This is a genomic window from Bacillus sp. PS108, assembly GCF_037963335.1.
GTDB classification, from domain to species: Bacteria; Bacillota; Bacilli; order Bacillales; family Bacillaceae; genus Bacillus; species Bacillus subtilis.
Window position 1 is genome coordinate 885,577 of sequence record NZ_CP150155.1, and the last position, 19,424, is coordinate 905,000.

Sequence of the window (19,424 nt, forward strand, 5' to 3'; positions counted from 1 at the left end):
GTGGACGGAGTTAAATGCCAGTTTGTCAATACGAACGGAATCACGCTCCACGTTGCAGCCGCAGGACCGGAAGACGGCCCGTTAATTGTCCTGCTCCATGGATTTCCTGAGTTTTGGTACGGCTGGAAAAATCAAATCAAACCGCTTGTTGATGCGGGTTACCGGGTCATTGCTCCTGATCAGCGGGGCTACAATCTCAGTGACAAACCGGAAGGAATTGATTCATATCGGATTGATACATTAAGAGATGATATCATCGGGCTTATTACGCAATTCACTGATGAAAAAGCAATTGTCATCGGTCATGACTGGGGAGGAGCTGTCGCATGGCATTTGGCTTCCTCACGCCCGGAATATCTTGAAAAACTGATCGCGATCAATATCCCGCACCCGCACGTCATGAAAACCGTAACGCCGCTTTATCCGCCGCAATGGCTGAAAAGCTCGTATATCGCATACTTCCAGCTGCCCGATATACCGGAGGCATCACTAAGGGAAAATGATTATGAAACATTAGACAAAGCGATTGGATTATCCGACCGTCCCGCGCTTTTTACATCCGAGGATGTCAGCAGGTACAAAGAAGCGTGGAAGCAGCCGGGCGCGCTGACAGCTATGCTGAACTGGTACAGAGCCCTCAGAAAAGGAAGCTTGGCAGAGAAACCCTCTTACGAAACAGTACCTTACCGAATGATCTGGGGAATGGAAGACCGCTTTTTGAGCAGAAAGCTTGCGAAAGAGACGGAAAGGCATTGCCCGAATGGACATCTCATCTTTGTTGATGAAGCTTCCCATTGGATTAACCACGAAAAGCCAGCCATCGTCAATCAGCTGATTTTGGAATATCTTAAGAACCAATAAGCTAAAATTTCTCTCCATCCGTCTGTCATAATGGCAGACTTTTTCTGTGCGTTTTTTTCATAGTCTGTTTTAAACATGACAAAATAACATTAAAAATCATGAATGTCACCATAAAATTGTAACAAAAAACAGGTTTAAACGACTTTAAAAAAAGGAATAGCCTTACTGAAGATTTGTGTAAAACTCCCCTAAGGCAATACTTAAAAAGAATAATAAAAAGAAGGTGCCTTAATGAAGCAAGGATTAATCTCGATTATTATCCCGTCTTACAATGAAGGGTATAATGTCAAACTCATTCATGAATCTTTAAAAAAGGAATTTAAAAACATTCATTATGACTATGAAATATTCTTCATAAACGACGGAAGTGTTGATGACACGCTTCAGCAGATCAAAGACTTGGCAGCAACGTGCAGCCGGGTAAAATATATATCTTTTTCTCGAAACTTTGGAAAAGAAGCCGCAATTTTGGCGGGCTTTGAGCATGTTCAGGGCGAGGCGGTTATTGTCATGGATGCCGATCTGCAGCATCCGACATATTTGCTGAAGGAATTTATCAAAGGCTACGAAGAAGGGTATGACCAAGTCATTGCTCAAAGGAACAGAAAAGGGGACAGCTTTGTCCGCTCACTCTTATCATCTATGTATTACAAGTTCATTAATAAAGCGGTGGAAGTCGATTTGCGTGACGGTGTCGGTGACTTCAGATTGTTAAGCCGCCAAGCTGTGAATGCACTTTTGAAGCTGAGCGAAGGAAATCGCTTCTCAAAAGGCCTTTTTTGCTGGATTGGCTTTGATCAGAAAATTGTATTTTATGAAAATGTCGAACGAAAAAACGGCACCTCCAAATGGTCGTTCAGCAGTCTGTTTAACTACGGAATGGACGGCGTCGTTTCATTTAATCATAAGCCGCTGAGATTATGTTTTTATACAGGCATTTTCATCCTGCTGCTTTCCATCATTTATATCATTGCCACATTCGTTAAAATTCTGACTAACGGTATTTCTGTGCCTGGGTATTTCACCATTATCTCAGCAGTGTTATTTCTCGGCGGAGTACAGCTGTTAAGCCTTGGAATTATAGGCGAATATATCGGCCGAATCTATTATGAAACAAAAAAACGCCCGCATTATTTGATCAAAGAAGCGAATATCCCGAACAAAGACCTGCCTGAAACGAACGAATTAAAAAACATGCGGCGTCTGACAAAAATGCACTGAAAATACCAAGCGCCATTGGCAGTGCTTTTTTTGCGTGTCTATTATCTTAAAAGCAAGACTGGAGAATTTATATGAAAAGAAAACATATCATGATCTATGCGGCCAGTTTGCTGGTGTCCGTTCTGGCACACGCTTTTTTTGTGAAAGAATGGGCGGAAGGCAGGTATATGACAGGTCCGGGTGACGGGCTTGCGCAAATGATCGTATTTAAAAAATTATTATTTGACCAATATACACACGGGAATTTTTTCTACAATTATTCATTCGGACTTGGCGGCGGCACATTCAGTCAGCTCGGCTATTATTTTTCTGCGTCTTTTCTTTTTCTTGCTGTATCCGCCGCTGTTTGGATGCTTCAAGCCGTCCAGCTGATCGGAGAAGCGGATACGCTTTTTTGGGCTGAGTCAGCTGTTTTTATCAGTATTTTCAAATTGAGCTTGATCATCTTTACGTCCGCTTCTGTTTTTCATTATCTTATTAAGCACAGGGCGGCATCGTTCACGGGAGCCGTGTTATACGGCGTCTCAATTATTTATTTCCGTCACGAAGCGTATTGGGAATTTTTCACCGATACAATGGTTTGGCTTCCGCTGCTTGTGCTTGGCGCAGAAAAAATTATTAGAGAGCGGCGTCCGGCGTGGTTTATCGTTGCGTGTTCGCTGACGTTAATCAACAATTTTTACTTTGCATACATAAACCTTATATTCATCGGAATCTATGTGCTGTTCAGATGGCTGATTAGTTTGGAACCACATGAAGAGAAAAGATGGATTCAAATCAGATTATTTCTCGTTTCAGGCTTCATTTCTTTTGGCATCAGTGCGGTGGCGTTTGTGCCGGTAGTATACGGTTTTTTAAACAACCTGCGCCCTCCATACAGCCAGAAAATAGAGTGGCTCAATTTCGATGATAATATCTTATTTTCGAGCCGGATCATCATTGTGCCGGCCGCTTTTCTGCTGTTTTTGTTTATGATTTCTTTTTACAAAAACCGTGTGTTTCGTCTCTTTGCCGGGTTGAGCCTGCTGTTTATTCTGTTTCATTTCAGTCCGTATGCGGCAAGCGTCTTTAACGGTTTTTCCGCCCCGCAAAACCGGTTTGAATATATTCTGGCCTTTGCCATTGCGGGAGCAGCTGCGGCTGGTTTGTCACAGCTGTCTGAATTGAAACGGAAAGAACTGCTCCCGGCCGCAGCTGTCGTCCTGCTTCTTTACTTGTATCATATTCAAAGGTATAAGCTCGATATATGGAAGCCTGCGAATGAAAGTATTCTATTGCTCTTACTCATGACAATCGCAGCCTTGTTTGCTGCAGCTTTTGCGAAAAAACGGGCAAAAATGGCTGTGTACGGTATAATCATTCTTTCTTCGCTGTTTGTCGCCAACTCCTATCAAAAATACGCGCTCTCAGAAGGCGGCGATTTGGATAGTGTGACAAAAGAATATCTTACAAGTGAGGAATACAGAGGGCGGGAATCATCTGAGCTCATCAGACGTTTACAGAAGGAAAACGATGATCCGCTCATGAGAATCGACTGGATGAACGGGGTCCGCAATAATACGCCAATCATTTACGGGTTTAATGGCTTCAGCGCCTATTCCAGCATTTTAAACAAAGATCTGCTGGCCTTCTATTGGAATGATTTAAGCATCGATATGGGCAGGGAAAGCGTCAGCCGTTACGCGTCATTGGGAGACAGGGCGAATTTATACAGCCTGCTTTACGGCAAATATTATATGACCGAAAAAACGAACGAAGCCAGCGTTCCGTACGGCTTCAAAAAGCATTTAGAAACAGAGCATTATGCAGTTTATGAGAATCAGTACATGCTTCCATTCGTCAAAACAGCGGATGCCATATACAGCGAAAGTGAGCTGGACCGATTGCCCGCTCTTGCGAAAGAACAGGCGATGTTGAAAGGAATCATATTAAAAGATCCATCAGGAAAAACGGAGCAGACACCAAAACCGTCCAATATGATCACCAAGTCGGACATTACCGCAAAACAAGCCCAGTATCAAAACGGGCTGCTAACCGTAACTGGAGAAAACGGAGGAGAGCTGATCATCACCCCGAAACAGCCATCATCCGCTCCGGGAGACTACTATGTCAGCTTTTATTTGAAAAGCAAAGCAAAAGACAGAGGATTTACGTTAAAGGTAAATGATTATGTCACAACAAGGAAATCGAACAAATCGATATATAAAACCGGAGTAAATAATATAACGGTAAGAGTGCCTAAATCAGGCCATATCTCAATCAATCTTCCGAAAGGAACCTATGAGCTGAGGAACATAGCGCTCTATGAAGAAAATTACCAAACGCTGAAAAACGCTGTAATGCTAAATAAAACAGAGAAAGCAGACAAACTGAATTGGAACAAAAATCGACTGACCTTTGCCTATCATCTGTCAAAAGACCAGTACATCATGCTTCCGATCCCATATGAAAAAGGCTGGGAGCTGAAGATCAACGGAAAAACACAGAAGATCGAAAAAGCGGATTATGCTTTTATAGGCTTCAAGGCGCAAAAGGGAGACAATCACATTGAGCTGACTTACTATCCGCCATACTTCAAAATATCGGCGATCATATCTCTCGTCAGTCTGCTGCTTGCTGTTTTCTATATAAGACGTAAAAAGCCCGGCTCTATATAGAGCCGAGCTTTAATTTTTTCTGAAGTTTTTCTTCGCTGAATATCCATCCCGTATAGGACGAACGGATCGTGAGATCATGGCCGATATGAACAATCGCGACAAACGGATAATGGCCTTTGCTCCGATAACGCAGGTCGATAAATCTCACCTCATAATGATCTTTAAACGTATCCACTTCCCACCGGTAAACCGGAGAAAAGGACAGAAACGCCGCGATGTTATCATCCTGCTTTGCCGCATGCATTACATCGGTTTCAGGAACAGGCACCCGATTAAATGTATCCAGAATCACTACATGTCCTTCCATGCTTCTTCCTACATAGAAAGCATGTGCTGTCGTCACTGCGATTCGCCATTGCCTGAATTTCATCGTTGGAGAAATAATAATGCTTTCGATCTCATCATGAATCATCTCATGAAGCTTCCGTTTAATTCTAAGCTGCATGATCAGGCGCACCAAATAATAGCCTGCCAATATGATATATAAGCTGAGAAACGTGATGCCGGGACTCCCGCCTGCATACCAAATCGCGATAGCTGCCAGATGGCTGATAAAAATAAACGGATCAAACGTATTAATCAGCCCGAGCGCAACCCATTTTTTCGAAAACGGACGAATGGCTTGTGTTCCATAGGCGTTGAATATATCAACAAAGACATGCAGAACGACTGCCAGCAGTGTCCACAGCCATAGGTGCAGAAAATCGGCCTGAGGATAAAATAAATACAGAATCGCCGGGATGATGACAGACCAAAACAAAACGGCGGGAATTGAATGGGTAAATCCTCTGTGATTCCTTATATAAACAGCATTGTTTTTAAGCTTTAACACAGTATCAATATCCGGAGCCTGAGAGCCCGCAAGCGTTGCGATCATAACAGCATGAGCCATTGCCGGATCTGATCCGACAACAGGATCAAGCGTCGCAATACCGCCCAGTGCGATGCCCATAACGACATGTGTGCCCGTATCCATAGGTGACCTCCTTGCAGGGTGATCCTGCACATTCACTTTGTAAGAAATTCCCCATTTTCATATACCCAATTTTTAAACTGATTCAATCGTTCTCATATGTTTCCGCTTTTTCTTTATTACTATTTAATGTAACATATTATCGTACTGTGCCCTTAGTGTACAACAAAAAACAGTCTAAAGAAAAGCGGGGCGCGAAAGACTGGGGAGAAACACATATGAACGTACTTGAAGACAAATTAAAACAAAAAGACATACAGCAATTTCGTGATGATTTAATCTCATGGTTTGAACGAGAGCAGCGCGTTTTGCCGTGGAGAGAGGACCAAGATCCATATAAGGTGTGGGTATCTGAAGTGATGCTGCAGCAAACGAGAGTAGAGACAGTGATTCCTTACTTTCTCCGGTTTGTAGAACAATTCCCGACAGTGGAAGCGCTCGCTGATGCTGATGAAGAAAAGGTGCTGAAAGCATGGGAAGGGCTCGGCTATTATTCGCGAGTCAGAAACCTGCAAAGCGCGGTAAAAGAAGTGAAACAGGAATACGGCGGCATTGTTCCTCCAGACGAGAAAGATTTTGGCGGGTTAAAAGGCGTCGGCCCTTATACAAAGGGAGCGGTGCTCAGCATTGCCTACAATAAACCCATTCCCGCGGTTGACGGAAATGTGATGCGTGTCATGTCCAGGATTCTATCTATTTGGGATGATATTGCCAAACCAAAAACAAGAACGATCTTTGAAGACGCCATACGAGCTTTTATTTCCAAAGAAAAACCATCTGAATTTAATCAGGGCTTGATGGAGCTTGGAGCCTTGATCTGTACGCCAAAATCACCCTCATGCCTGCTTTGCCCGGTTCAGCAGCATTGCTCAGCATTTGAAGAAGGCACTGAACGGGAGCTTCCGGTAAAAAGCAAAAAGAAAAAGCCCGGGATCAAAACCATGGCCGCGATCGTACTGACTGATGAAGACGGACAAGTGTATATCCACAAACGGCCGTCTAAAGGTTTGCTCGCCAACCTGTGGGAATTCCCGAATCTTGAAACACAAAAAGGGATCAAAACTGAGCGTGAACAGCTCATTGCTTTCTTAGAAAACGAATATGGCATACAAGCTGATATCAGTGATCTGCAAGGTGTAGTCGAGCATGTTTTCACCCACCTGGTATGGAATATTTCAGTGTTTTTCGGTAAAGTAAAACAAGTGTCGGATACCAGCAAGCTGAAAAAAGTAACGAAAGAAGAGCTCGAGCAATTTGCGTTCCCGGTGTCACATCAAAAAATCTGGAAGATGGCAGGAGAAGCAGCCGCCATCTCGGCTGCTCCGTAAACCATTCTTAATCGTAAGAGACGCGCGTGCCGTGGCTGTAGTCCGCTTCATTGCGCTTCATTCCGCCGCGCGCTTCAATTTCTTGCGTTAATTCCCGGTATTTTGATTGGCCTTCTTCGTTCAAATAAGGCATAATTTGCTGAAAGGCATGATGAAAATAAGCGAGTTCACTGTTCTTCCAATCTTTTTTGGAAACCATGTTCAATTCGCTCATATCACGTCCGACATACATAACAGAAGACCCCCTTTAAAGTTCTTGCCATTATTGTTTGTGGAAATAAAAGAACTATACGCTACAAGGAGATGAGGAAAAATGGAACAAAATAAATGTGCACTCGTAACAGGAAGCAGCCGCGGTGTCGGAAAAGCGGCCGCGATCAGACTTGCTGAGAACGGCTATAACATCGTCATTAACTATGCACGCAGCAAAAAAGCAGCATTAGAAACAGCGGAAGAAATCGAAAAGCTTGGCGTTAAAGTGCTTGTCGTAAAAGCAAACGTAGGACAGCCTGCAAAAATCAAAGAAATGTTTCAGCAAATTGATGAAACGTTCGGCAGACTTGATGTTTTTGTCAATAATGCCGCTTCAGGAGTACTAAGACCTGTCATGGAATTAGAAGAAACACACTGGGACTGGACGATGAACATTAATGCGAAAGCATTGCTTTTCTGCGCTCAGGAAGCTGCCAAGCTAATGGAGAAGAACGGAGGCGGGCATATTGTCAGCATCAGTTCATTAGGCTCTATCCGCTATCTTGAAAACTACACCACGGTCGGTGTATCAAAAGCAGCGTTAGAGGCTTTAACCCGTTATCTTGCCGTTGAGCTTTCACCAAAACAAATTATCGTCAATGCTGTTTCAGGCGGAGCGATCGACACAGATGCGCTGAAACACTTCCCGAATAGAGAAGATCTGCTTGAGGATGCGCGCCAAAACACGCCGGCGGGACGCATGGTCGAAATTAAAGACATGGTTGATACTGTTGAGTTTCTAGTGTCTTCCAAGGCTGACATGATCCGCGGACAGACAATTATCGTTGACGGCGGACGCTCACTGCTCGTTTAAAAATTTTTAAAAAAGAGGAATAGCTATACGATCACCTGCACATTCTAATGACCGTGGAGGTGATAACAATGGCTAACTCAAATAACTTCAGCAAAACAAACGCTCAACAAGTTAGAAAACAAAACCAACAATCAGCTGCTGGTCAAGGTCAATTTGGCACTGAATTTGCTAGCGAAACAAACGCTCAGCAAGTCAGAAAACAAAACCAGCAATCAGCTGGACAACAAGGTCAATTCGGCACTGAATTCGCTAGTGAAACTGACGCACAGCAGGTAAGACAGCAAAACCAATCTGCTGAACAAAACAAACAACAAAACAGCTAATCACTGAAACAGAAAAAAGCACTTCATCTTCGGGTGGAAGTGCTTTTTTCTGTTTGAAAAACGACAAAACTTGTGGAAGGTCTACAGAATGAGTCAAAGGGTTTGCTTTACGGAGATCGAAATGATTAAAGGAGGAAATGTTTATACTTTCATCAGGCTGAAGGAGGAACCGATGACCGAATTTGAAAAGCTGGTAAGTGAACAGATGAAAACGATGGATAAGCTTCTCGATCTCCAATCAGAGCTCGACCGCTGCAAACAAATTGAGGCGGAACTCCGGCATTTGGAAAGGGATGCAAGGCTGCGTGGGATTCAGGCTGAAATTGCGGTAAAACGGAAACACCTTGCCGATATACAGGATATGTTTCAAAAGCAGACAGAGCAGGTCATTCGTTCATATCGCAGCTCAGAAAAGCCGTCTTCCTTTGTGTAGTGTAGGAATGTGCCATTCCCCGGCCGGAATGGCTCTTTTATTTTCATTTTTCAATTTGTAACGTTATAATAGGTAAAAGACGTTGTCGGTAAGCAAATTTGGACATACTAACTGTAGGGCTTTATAGAAAGTAGGGGAGAAATATGGGCTATCCCAAGGAAGGAGAAACCATTCAAATTCACAGCTATAAGCACAACGGGCTGATTCATAGAATTTGGAATGAGACAACAATCTTAAAAAGTACAGAAATGTGTGTCATCGGAGCCAATGACCGGACGATGGTAACCGAATCAGACGGCCGGACATGGATAACCAGAGAGCCCGCAATCTGTTATTTTCACGCAAGACAATGGTTTAATGTCATCGGGATGCTGAGGGAAGACGGGGTTCATTATTATTGCAACATCAGTTCTCCGTTTGCCTATGATGGCGAAGCAATTAAATATATTGATTATGACTTAGATGTTAAGGTTTTTCCTGACATGACCTACAATATTCTCGATGAAGACGAATATGATGATCATCGGAAAGCCATGAATTATCCAAAAGAAATCGACAGTATTTTAAGAGACTACTTAAATACGCTGCTCCATTGGATTCACCAGCGTCAGGGACCGTTTGCGCCCGAGTTTGTCGATATGTGGTATGAACGGTATTTGCGCTATACAAAATAATGGTTACGTAAAAACCTGTTGCGGGGTACAACAGGTTTTTCACATGGGCTCACACACATCATGATAAAGAGAGAGGGGGAATCAACGTGGGGGTTATGAAACGCTACATGCAATTCGTCAAACCTTATAAGAAGCAAATTTTCGTTACAGTGTTAATCGGGATCGTAAAATTCTCCATTCCGCTTGCTCTCCCATTGCTTCTGAAGTACGTAGTTGACGACATTATTCAAGGAGGCGGCACGGCCAGTGACAAAACCACGTCATTGTTCACGATTATGGCGATCATGTTCGCCTTATTTTTAATTTTGCGCCCGCCTGTTGAATATTACCGGCAATATTTTGCCCAGTGGACTGCCAGCAAGGTGCTTTATGATATAAGAGCTAAGCTGTTTGACCATATACAAAAACTGAGCCTTCGTTTTTACGCGAATACAAGAACAGGGGAAGTCATTTCCCGAGTGATTAATGATGTAGAACAAACAAAGGATTTCGTCATCACAGGGCTGATGAATATATGGCTCGATATGCTGACGATTTTGATTGTAATCTCTATCATGCTCACACTGGACGTTAAATTAACGCTGATCTCTATCGTTTTATTCCCATTATACGGAATATCAGTGAAGTATTTTTACGGCCGTTTACGAAAGCTGACAAGGGAGCGCTCACAGGCTCTTGCTCAAGTGCAGGGGCATTTGCACGAACGCATTCAAGGCATGCCTGTCATCAGAAGCTTTGCGATAGAAGATCATGAACAGGCTCAATTTAATGAGAAAAACGGTCATTTCTTAGATAAAGCCATCCGACACACGAATTGGAACGCCAAAACCTTTGCGGTCGTTAATACCATTACAGATTTGGCGCCGCTCATCGTCATAGCGTGCGCCGGGTATTTTGTCATTAATGGACCGCTGACAGTCGGAACAATGGTCGCGTTTGTCGGATATATTGACAGAATGTACAACCCTGTTAGAAGGCTGATCAATTCCTCTACAACTTTGACACAGTCAATCGCATCAATGGACAGGGTATTTGAATTTATTGACGAGCCCTACGAACTCACTGACAAACCAAATGCGATAAAGGCCGATCAGATTCGCGGAGGAGTGGAGTTTCAAAACGTTTCGTTTCAATATGAGAAGGACAAAGAAAATATTCTTCATGATGTATCCTTAAAAGTAAATAGAGGAGAAACTGTAGCTCTCGTCGGCATGAGCGGAGGAGGAAAATCAACGCTCGTCAGCCTGATCCCAAGATTTTATGATGTAACAAGCGGCAGACTGCTGATTGATGGGACGGATATTCGCGATTATGAAGCAAGAAGCCTTCGCAACCAGGTTGGTATGGTGCTTCAGGATACCTTTTTATTTAGTGAAACGATTCGGGAAAATATCGCGATCGGCAAGCCTGATGCCACACTTGAAGAGATAATCGAAGCCGCCAAAGCTGCAAATGCCCATGAATTTATCATGAGTTTTCCAGAAGGATATGAGACCCGGGTGGGGGAACGAGGCGTTAAGCTTTCAGGCGGACAAAAGCAGCGGATCTCAATTGCGCGGGTATTCCTGAAAAATCCGCCGCTCCTCATTTTAGATGAAGCTACATCAGCTCTGGATTTGGAAAGTGAGCATTACATTCAAGAAGCGATGGACAAACTGGCGAAGGATAGAACAACTTTTGTTGTCGCCCACCGTTTATCGACAATCACCCATGCGGATAAGATTGTTGTCATGGAAAACGGGACAATCATTGAAATCGGAACCCATGATGAACTCATGGACTATGAGAGCCAATACAAGCACTTATTTACCATTCAAAATTTGAACTAAAACCAATCTTATATCCTTTTAACGAAGGATATAAGATTTTTTTGTATATAAAAAAACCCGGCTGTTTAACCGGGTTACTCTTCTGTTTCTATTTCGCAGTCTTTCGGATGATACGTTTGAAAACTTGTGATAAGTGTTTCTAAATGTTCAAGCTGCTCGCGATATTCCACGGCGCTTGCCATAATATTGAGCATGTTGTAATCAATAAGCTCCTCATCCGTATTCTGCTGATTTTTTAAAAATGACTTTGTTAAAAGCTGCTTATACCGGATGCCTTCTTCAACCGCGTCATCATGCGGCTTGATTTTTCCGACAAACCTCATCAAAATCCGTTCGTGCCAGTAAAGCAGGTAATCAAGTTCTTCAGTCAATGTTTCCTGAAACTCTTCCGGCATATGATAGATCTCGTTTTCCAGACGATGCAGCTTCTTCAATGTATCAAGCGCCCGATTTGCAGTAATAATGGCCTGTCTGAACAGGACAAGCTTTCTTGATTTCACATAAGTCGTTTTCTTAAAGTAACTTCTTTCTTCTTTATATAGAAGATATGTCTGATCAAGCTTGATCATTTTTTCTTTCAGTTTTTCAATATCCTCTTTCAAAATCGAATGCTCTGTCGACTGCCGCATGGACAATCTGATCCACTTCATAATTTCTTCGGTGTTTTCGACGGTATTATGAATCAGTTTTGTTTCGTACTTAGGAGGCAAAAACACAAGGTTGACGATAAAGGAAGAAAGCACCCCTAAGATGACTGTGCTTGTTCTGATCAGCGCGAACATTAAAAAGTCGTCACCGGCAGATTCTAATATCGCAATGACTGTTACAAGAGCAATTGAAATTGTATGTTCAATTTTAAGTTTCAGCATGATTGTAATGACAATAACTGCTGTTAACCCGATCATAATCGGGCTGGGTCCGAAAATAAGGCCGAACACTGTGGCAATCACAGCTCCGATGATATTTGCTTGAACCTGGTCAATAATAATGAGAAAAGAGCGGTAAATCGACGGCTGGATCGCAAATATCGCTGCAATTCCAGCGAAAATCGGCGCGGGAAGCCCGATCCACGAAGCCAAATAAAGAGCAAGTGTAATCGCAATCCCGGTTTTGAAAATGCGGGCACCAAGTTTCATTGGTTTGTGCGTGCATTCCTTTCTATAGTAAATTGTGTGACATAGCAAATGGGCTAATCCTTAAAATTCCCGGTTAGTTTATTTGCTAAACAATTAAGTAATATACAGGGATCGATACAAATATTCAAGCTATTTTTCTAGAAAAAGACCAAAATCTTACACGTTGTTTGATTCCATAAAAAAACAGGAGCCCAAAGCTCCTGTTCAAAGTATCTGATTCTAGTTTTTAAGATGTTTAAAAGCATCCTCGACCGCTGCAAGCGTGTCTTTAATATCCTGCTCTGTATGTGCTGTGGTAATAAACCAAGCTTCATACTTAGAAGGTGCTAAATTAATTCCGCGTTCCAGCATCAGCTTGAAAAACGTAGCGAATGTTTCTCCGTCACTCCGTTCAGCCTGCTCGTAATTTTCCACTTTCTCATCAGAGAAGTATACCGTGAGCGCACCTTTTAACCGGTTGACCGTAATGGTGATGCCGTGTGTTTCTGCGTGCTTCAAAATGCCTTCCTCAAGCATAGCGCCAAGGTGATCAAGCTTTTCATACACGCCTTTTTCTTTGAGCACTTCCAGACAAGCGATGCCTGATAGGATGGAAGCGGGGTTCCCTGCCATTGTTCCTGCCTGATAAGCAGGCCCTAGCGGAGCTACCTGCTCCATGATTTCTTGTTTGCCGCCATAGGCGCCAATCGGAAGTCCGCCGCCGATAATTTTCCCGAGTGCTGTTAAATCTGGTTTCACCTGTAAGAGATCCTGCGCGCCGCCATACATAAAGCGGAAAGCCGTAATGACTTCATCGTAAATAACGAGAGCGCCTGCATTATGTGTCAATTCATTTACTTTTTCTAAGAAGCCCTCTTTCGGCTCGACGATACCGAAGTTGCCGACAATCGGTTCAACGAGAACTGCCGCGATTTCACTGCCCCATTTATCAAGAGCCGCTTTATAGCTATCGATATCATTAAATGGTACTGTGATCACTTCGTTTGCAATGCTTTTCGGTACACCGGCTGAGTCTGGTGTGCCGAGAGTAGACGGGCCGGAGCCTGCGGCGACAAGCACAAGGTCCGAATGCCCGTGATAGCAGCCCGCAAATTTAATGATTTTTGTCCGGCCTGTATATGCGCGAGCCACGCGGATGGTCGTCATAACGGCTTCTGTACCCGAATTGACGAATCTTACTTTGTCCATAGCGGGAATGGCTTCTTTGAGCATCTTTGCAAATGTAACCTCGTGTTTCGTTGGTGTTCCATACAATACACCGTTCTCTGCCGCTTTTTTAATCGCTTCTGTAATATGTGGGTGGGCATGTCCTGTAATAATCGGACCGTACGCCGCTAAATAATCGATGTATTTGTTGCCGTCCACATCCCAAAAATAAGCGCCGCTTGCTTTCTCCATTGCAACAGGAGAACCGCCGCCGACTGCTTTATATGATCTAGACGGGCTGTTTACACCGCCGACAATGTGCTGTAATGCCTCATTGTGAAGTTCAATTGATTTTGTATGCAAGAATAAAAACCTCCTATATCTCCATGCGTCCTTTCTATTGTAGCATGCTTCCGAACAAGAACAATGGCTTCGGGCTTCAGATTCAGCTGAGATGGTTGTAATCCGGACAAGAATTGGATACGCTTAATAAAAAAACATCCGGAGGTAACGTAATGACTATAGAAATCGGACAAAAAGCGCCTGATCTTGAGTTAAAAGGCGATCATGGGGAAACAGTAAAATTATCGGATTATAAAGGAAAGTACATCGTGCTTTATTTTTATCCAAAGGACATGACACCGGGATGTACAACTGAAGCATGCGATTTTCGGGACAGTCACGAAAGCTTCGCCGAACTGGATGCCGTCATTATTGGCGTCAGCCCGGACAGCCAGGAAAAACACGGAAAATTTAAAGAGAAGCATAACCTGCCATTTCTGCTTCTTGTTGATGACGAGCATAAGCTGGCGGAAGCGTTTGATGTGTGGAAGCTGAAGAAAAACTTCGGAAAAGAGTATATGGGAATCGAACGTTCCACTTTTTTAATTGATAAAGAAGGCCGGCTCATTAAAGAATGGAGAAAAGTAAAAGTAAAGGACCATGTAGCCGAAGCGCTTCAAACCCTCAAAGATATGTCGGAAAAGTAAATCTCTATGAGCCTATGCTTACTTTTACCCTGATATCAATTGACAAATTATCGTAGAAAGAGTTACACTAATTATAAACATTACAATGTAAGAATTTTTTTTAGAAGAGAGGTGCATGACGGATGGCTGCACATGAACTAAAAGAAGCCTTAGAAACGTTGAAGGAAACCGGAGTTCGCATTACTCCTCAACGTCATGCGATTCTGGAATATCTCGTTAACTCTATGGCTCATCCAACAGCGGACGATATATATAAAGCTCTGGAAGGGAAATTTCCTAACATGAGCGTAGCGACGGTATATAACAATTTGCGTGTGTTCCGAGAATCAGGTTTGGTAAAAGAGCTCACATACGGTGATGCTTCCAGCAGATTCGATTTTGTGACATCTGATCACTATCACGCGATTTGCGAAAACTGCGGTAAAATTGTGGACTTCCACTACCCGGGCCTTGATGAAGTGGAGCAGCTCGCTGCCCACGTCACGGGCTTCAAGGTCAGCCACCACCGTTTAGAAATTTACGGCGTCTGCCAAGAGTGTTCGAAAAAAGAAAATCATTAAAAATAAGCTGACCGCACGAAACGGTCAGCTTATTTTATTTCGACATTTTCTTTTTATTATAAGACTCATCAAATTCTTTTCCTTCTAATCCCTTATCTAAAGTCAGCGGCTCTCGGCAATGCATGCACATATCGACTCTTCCTAAAACCTTTGTCTCTTTTTCACAGCCCGGACAAATGACGCGAACCGCTTTGGTCGAAAGCATTCCGATCCAAAAGTAAACTATCGTGCTGAGACCGATGGATAAAAGCCCAAGTATCATAAACAAACTAGAAAGCAAAACTGACTCTTTGAAAAAGATCCCGATGTACATAATGATAAACCCAACGAAAACCAAACTTAACGCAAATGTTCTGATTTTATTAATTTTGCTGGAGTATTTCGCCATGTCCATCCCCCTCTGATTTAACTATAGCACAAACCCGATGGGATTTTCTTCATGTTTTCGGTTGAACTGGAATTTACATATGGAGAGTTACTGTGAAATTGTTTATAATAGTTCAATGTGTTTAGAAAAAAGGAATTTCGTTTTAACCATAGAATTGAATCAAATAGAGAATAAAAAAATTTGAACAATTGCATTGGAGGAATAGTGATGGAAAATCTTCTCCGTCCAATTTACCAAGAAAGAGCAAGTCACCCCAATACATTGGCTGTCATTATGATTGAGAGAAGAAACAAAACATCTTCCTTAACAGATAACTTTGATGCAGCTTTGCTGGTAATTGTAAAAGATGCTGATGATCCAGTTTTTATAAAGCATTATGAATTTGATCATCAAACAGCTTCTTTGCATGTGGTAACAGATTCTCAGATTCAAGAATGGATTTTGCTCGGAACAAATAGAAGAATCATAGATTGGATTGTAAATGGCAGAGTTTTGTTTGACCGTAATGAATACGTAGTTGAACTGATTGACAGGCTGAATACATTTCCGTTTGCCGAACGTAAACTGAAGATCGGACTCGAATACGGCAAATTAATCAGAAGGTATGTTGAAGGGAAAGCTTTTTTTGAAGCCAATCAATTTTTAGATGCCTACAACGCCGTTGTTCATGCGCTGCATCATTTAGCACGTATTGAAGTAATCGACAGAGGATTCCATCCCGAAACCACGGTGTGGAGCCAAGTGCGCCAGATGGAGCCGCAAGTGTACAAATTATATTCCGAGCTGATTGAAAGTCACGAGAGCCTGGAAAAAAGACTTGAATTATTATTCTTAGCAAATGATTTTCTCATCCATTCCAAAGCCGAGATCGGTTCGGCGCATCTTTTCGAAGTAATGAAAGAAAAAGACATTTGGCAATTCGGTGAGCTTCTTCAACATCATGACCTAAAGCACTTTACCCAAGATCTTGGCGTTATGCTTGATTACTTGACAGAAAAGGGACTTATCAACGTCTGCCAGATAGAAACGAAAGGACAGGCTGTCTATCACCGAGGATATTCTTTTAAAAAAGGTGTTGACTCTGATTCTTGACCGTGTTATATTATTAAACGTCGCTGATGCGCTTCTGAGAAAACAAGCTCACAGCGGCGGGGAAATAAATCAAAAAAACATTTGACAAAAGAAAGTCAAAATGTTATATTAATAAAGTCGCTTCAACAAGAAGTGAAAATGATCTTTGAAAACTAAACAAGACAAAACGTACCTGTTAATTCAGTTTTAAAAAAAATCGCACAGCGATGTGCGTAGTCAGTCAAACTAGGTCCTGCACGACGCAGGTCACACAGGTGTCGCCGCAGGATGCGGTGAACTTAACCTGTGATCCATTTATCGGAGAGTTTGATCCTGGCTCAGGACGAACGCTGGCGGCGTGCCTAATACATGCAAGTCGAGCGGACAGATGGGAGCTTGCTCCCTGATGTTAGCGGCGGACGGGTGAGTAACACGTGGGTAACCTGCCTGTAAGACTGGGATAACTCCGGGAAACCGGGGCTAATACCGGATGGTTGTTTGAACCGCATGGTTCAAACATAAAAGGTGGCTTCGGCTACCACTTACAGATGGACCCGCGGCGCATTAGCTAGTTGGTGAGGTAACGGCTCACCAAGGCAACGATGCGTAGCCGACCTGAGAGGGTGATCGGCCACACTGGGACTGAGACACGGCCCAGACTCCTACGGGAGGCAGCAGTAGGGAATCTTCCGCAATGGACGAAAGTCTGACGGAGCAACGCCGCGTGAGTGATGAAGGTTTTCGGATCGTAAAGCTCTGTTGTTAGGGAAGAACAAGTACCGTTCGAATAGGGCGGTACCTTGACGGTACCTAACCAGAAAGCCACGGCTAACTACGTGCCAGCAGCCGCGGTAATACGTAGGTGGCAAGCGTTGTCCGGAATTATTGGGCGTAAAGGGCTCGCAGGCGGTTTCTTAAGTCTGATGTGAAAGCCCCCGGCTCAACCGGGGAGGGTCATTGGAAACTGGGGAACTTGAGTGCAGAAGAGGAGAGTGGAATTCCACGTGTAGCGGTGAAATGCGTAGAGATGTGGAGGAACACCAGTGGCGAAGGCGACTCTCTGGTCTGTAACTGACGCTGAGGAGCGAAAGCGTGGGGAGCGAACAGGATTAGATACCCTGGTAGTCCACGCCGTAAACGATGAGTGCTAAGTGTTAGGGGGTTTCCGCCCCTTAGTGCTGCAGCTAACGCATTAAGCACTCCGCCTGGGGAGTACGGTCGCAAGACTGAAACTCAAAGGAATTGACGGGGGCCCGCACAAGCGGTGGAGCATGTGGTTTAATTCGAAGCAACGCGAAGAACCTTACCAGGTCTTGACATCCTCTGACAATCCTAGAGATAGGACGTCCCCTTCGGGGGCAGAGTGACAGGTGGTGCATGGTTGTCGTCAGCTCGTGTCGTGAGATGTTGGGTTAAGTCCCGCAACGAGCGCAACCCTTGATCTTAGTTGCCAGCATTCAGTTGGGCACTCTAAGGTGACTGCCGGTGACAAACCGGAGGAAGGTGGGGATGACGTCAAATCATCATGCCCCTTATGACCTGGGCTACACACGTGCTACAATGGACAGAACAAAGGGCAGCGAAACCGCGAGGTTAAGCCAATCCCACAAATCTGTTCTCAGTTCGGATCGCAGTCTGCAACTCGACTGCGTGAAGCTGGAATCGCTAGTAATCGCGGATCAGCATGCCGCGGTGAATACGTTCCCGGGCCTTGTACACACCGCCCGTCACACCACGAGAGTTTGTAACACCCGAAGTCGGTGAGGTAACCTTTTAGGAGCCAGCCGCCGAAGGTGGGACAGATGATTGGGGTGAAGTCGTAACAAGGTAGCCGTATCGGAAGGTGCGGCTGGATCACCTCCTTTCTAAGGATATTATACGGAATATAAGACCTTGGGTCTTATAAACAGAACGTTCCCTGTCTTGTTTAGTTTTGAAGGATCATTCCTTCGAAACGTGTTCTTTGAAAACTAGATAACAGTAGACATCACATTCAATTAGTAACACAAGATATCACATAGTGATTCTTTTTAACGGTTAAGTTAGAAAGGGCGCACGGTGGATGCCTTGGCACTAGGAGCCGATGAAGGACGGGACGAACACCGATATGCTTCGGGGAGCTGTAAGCAAGCTTTGATCCGGAGATTTCCGAATGGGGAAACCCACCACTCGTAATGGAGTGGTATCCATATCTGAATTCATAGGATATGAGAAGGCAGACCCGGGGAACTGAAACATCTAAGTACCCGGAGGAAGAGAAAGCAAATGCGATTCCCTGAGTAGCGGCGAGCGAAACGGGATCAGCCCAAACCAAGAGGCTTGCCTCTTGGGGTTGTAGGACACTCTGTACGGAGTTACAAAGGAACGAGGTAGATGAAGAGGTCTGGAAAGGCCCGCCATAGGAGGTAACAGCCCTGTAGTCAAAACTTCGTTCTCTCCTGAGTGGATCCTGAGTACGGCGGAACACGTGAAATTCCGTCGGAATCCGGGAGGACCATCTCCCAAGGCTAAATACTCCCTAGTGACCGATAGTGAACCAGTACCGTGAGGGAAAGGTGAAAAGCACCCCGGAAGGGGAGTGAAAGAGATCCTGAAACCGTGTGCCTACAAGTAGTCAGAGCCCGTTAACGGGTGATGGCGTGCCTTTTGTAGAATGAACCGGCGAGTTACGATCCCGTGCAAGGTTAAGCAGAAGATGCGGAGCCGCAGCGAAAGCGAGTCTGAATAGGGCGCATGAGTACGTGGTCGTAGACCCGAAACCAGGTGATC

General features: G+C 44.0%; 17 protein-coding genes and 2 rRNA genes (1 of these 19 running past the window's edge). 14 read left to right on the forward strand and 5 right to left on the reverse strand.

Annotated features, from left to right (window positions below):
- From ephM to NSQ16_RS04510, 3 genes are all read left to right on the forward strand, one after another.
- A complete protein-coding gene (ephM, locus tag NSQ16_RS04500) occupies positions 1-861 on the forward strand; it encodes an epoxide hydrolase EphM (RefSeq protein ID WP_085187170.1) in 861 nt (286 codons plus the stop codon).
- Between the two features lie 231 nt (positions 862-1,092).
- Positions 1,093-2,082, forward strand: coding sequence for a glycosyltransferase family 2 protein (locus tag NSQ16_RS04505; protein ID WP_021481163.1), 990 nt, complete (start codon positions 1,093-1,095; stop codon positions 2,080-2,082).
- 71 nt (positions 2,083-2,153) lie between these two features.
- Positions 2,154-4,739, forward strand: coding sequence for a YfhO family protein (locus NSQ16_RS04510; protein WP_339232585.1), 2,586 nt, complete (start codon positions 2,154-2,156; stop codon positions 4,737-4,739).
- Here the strand turns inward: NSQ16_RS04510 and NSQ16_RS04515 are convergent.
- Positions 4,732-5,715 (reverse strand): metal-dependent hydrolase, encoded by a 984-nt coding sequence (locus NSQ16_RS04515; protein ID WP_014476212.1) that lies wholly within the window; start codon positions 5,713-5,715, stop codon positions 4,732-4,734. The two genes, NSQ16_RS04510 and NSQ16_RS04515, sit on opposite strands and share 8 nt — an antisense overlap.
- A 215-nt stretch (positions 5,716-5,930) precedes the next feature.
- On the opposite strand from NSQ16_RS04515, the gene mutY reads away from it, so the two are divergent.
- Complete coding sequence (gene mutY, locus NSQ16_RS04520; RefSeq protein ID WP_003243838.1) at positions 5,931-7,040, forward strand: A/G-specific adenine glycosylase; 1,110 nt, start codon at positions 5,931-5,933, stop codon at positions 7,038-7,040.
- 7 nt (positions 7,041-7,047) lie between these two features.
- Here mutY and NSQ16_RS04525 read toward each other — a convergent pair whose 3' ends face one another.
- A complete protein-coding gene (locus NSQ16_RS04525; RefSeq protein WP_003233542.1) occupies positions 7,048-7,272 on the reverse strand; it encodes a hypothetical protein in 225 nt (74 codons plus the stop codon).
- 81 nt (positions 7,273-7,353) lie between these two features.
- Here NSQ16_RS04525 and fabL point away from each other — a divergent pair, with 81 nt between their 5' ends.
- The 5 genes from fabL to NSQ16_RS04550 all read left to right on the forward strand — a co-directional run bounded on the left by fabL (position 7,354) and on the right by NSQ16_RS04550 (position 11,365).
- Positions 7,354-8,106, forward strand: coding sequence for an enoyl-[acyl-carrier-protein] reductase FabL (gene fabL / locus NSQ16_RS04530; RefSeq protein WP_003223262.1), 753 nt, complete (start codon positions 7,354-7,356; stop codon positions 8,104-8,106).
- 68 nt (positions 8,107-8,174) lie between these two features.
- Positions 8,175-8,429 (forward strand): gamma type acid-soluble spore protein SspE, encoded by a 255-nt coding sequence (sspE, locus tag NSQ16_RS04535; protein ID WP_003233541.1) that lies wholly within the window; start codon positions 8,175-8,177, stop codon positions 8,427-8,429.
- A 172-nt stretch (positions 8,430-8,601) separates the two neighbouring features.
- On the forward strand, positions 8,602-8,862 hold the full coding sequence (locus NSQ16_RS04540; RefSeq protein ID WP_003242708.1) for a YgaB family protein: 261 nt from the start codon (positions 8,602-8,604) through the stop codon (positions 8,860-8,862).
- A 143-nt stretch (positions 8,863-9,005) separates the two neighbouring features.
- Positions 9,006-9,536 (forward strand): DUF402 domain-containing protein, encoded by a 531-nt coding sequence (locus NSQ16_RS04545; protein WP_003223272.1) that lies wholly within the window; start codon positions 9,006-9,008, stop codon positions 9,534-9,536.
- Positions 9,537-9,622: 86 nt separating this feature from the next.
- Entirely contained in the window at positions 9,623-11,365 is a 1,743-nt protein-coding gene (locus NSQ16_RS04550) for an ABC transporter ATP-binding protein (RefSeq protein WP_009966836.1), read from the forward strand.
- A gap of 74 nt (positions 11,366-11,439) precedes the next feature.
- Here the strand turns inward: NSQ16_RS04550 and NSQ16_RS04555 are convergent, their stop codons facing one another.
- Both NSQ16_RS04555 and NSQ16_RS04560 read right to left on the reverse strand, forming a co-directional pair.
- On the reverse strand, positions 11,440-12,501 hold the full coding sequence (locus NSQ16_RS04555) for an aromatic acid exporter family protein (protein ID WP_003233537.1): 1,062 nt from the start codon (positions 12,499-12,501) through the stop codon (positions 11,440-11,442).
- A 219-nt stretch (positions 12,502-12,720) separates the two neighbouring features.
- Positions 12,721-14,010 carry a glutamate-1-semialdehyde 2,1-aminomutase gene (locus NSQ16_RS04560; protein ID WP_015715541.1) on the reverse strand — a complete coding sequence of 430 codons (1,290 nt, stop codon included), beginning with the start codon at positions 14,008-14,010 and terminating at the stop codon, positions 12,721-12,723.
- 152 nt (positions 14,011-14,162) lie between these two features.
- On the opposite strand from NSQ16_RS04560, the gene bcp reads away from it, so the two are divergent.
- Positions 14,163-14,636 carry a thioredoxin-dependent thiol peroxidase gene (gene bcp, locus NSQ16_RS04565; RefSeq protein WP_003233532.1) on the forward strand — a complete coding sequence of 158 codons (474 nt, stop codon included), beginning with the start codon at positions 14,163-14,165 and terminating at the stop codon, positions 14,634-14,636.
- A 122-nt stretch (positions 14,637-14,758) separates the two neighbouring features.
- Positions 14,759-15,196, forward strand: coding sequence for a peroxide-responsive transcriptional repressor PerR (gene perR / locus NSQ16_RS04570; protein ID WP_003223285.1), 438 nt, complete (start codon positions 14,759-14,761; stop codon positions 15,194-15,196).
- Positions 15,197-15,230: 34 nt separating this feature from the next.
- On the opposite strand, the gene NSQ16_RS04575 is transcribed toward perR, so the two are convergent.
- Positions 15,231-15,584 carry a YgzB family protein gene (locus NSQ16_RS04575; protein WP_326149788.1) on the reverse strand — a complete coding sequence of 118 codons (354 nt, stop codon included), beginning with the start codon at positions 15,582-15,584 and terminating at the stop codon, positions 15,231-15,233.
- Positions 15,585-15,791: 207 nt separating this feature from the next.
- Here NSQ16_RS04575 and NSQ16_RS04580 point away from each other — a divergent pair, with 207 nt between their 5' ends.
- From NSQ16_RS04580 to NSQ16_RS04590, 3 genes are all read left to right on the forward strand, one after another.
- The gene (locus NSQ16_RS04580; protein WP_015715543.1) at positions 15,792-16,676 is read left to right on the forward strand and encodes a nucleotidyltransferase-like protein; all 885 of its coding nucleotides are present in this window, start codon (positions 15,792-15,794) and stop codon (positions 16,674-16,676) included.
- Positions 16,677-16,970: 294 nt separating this feature from the next.
- Positions 16,971-18,520: ribosomal RNA gene (locus tag NSQ16_RS04585) — 16S ribosomal RNA — on the forward strand.
- 170 nt (positions 18,521-18,690) lie between these two features.
- Positions 18,691-19,424: ribosomal RNA gene (locus NSQ16_RS04590) — 23S ribosomal RNA — on the forward strand; it runs 2,194 nt beyond the window's last position.
- The 16S and 23S rRNA genes sit together here, the layout of an rRNA operon.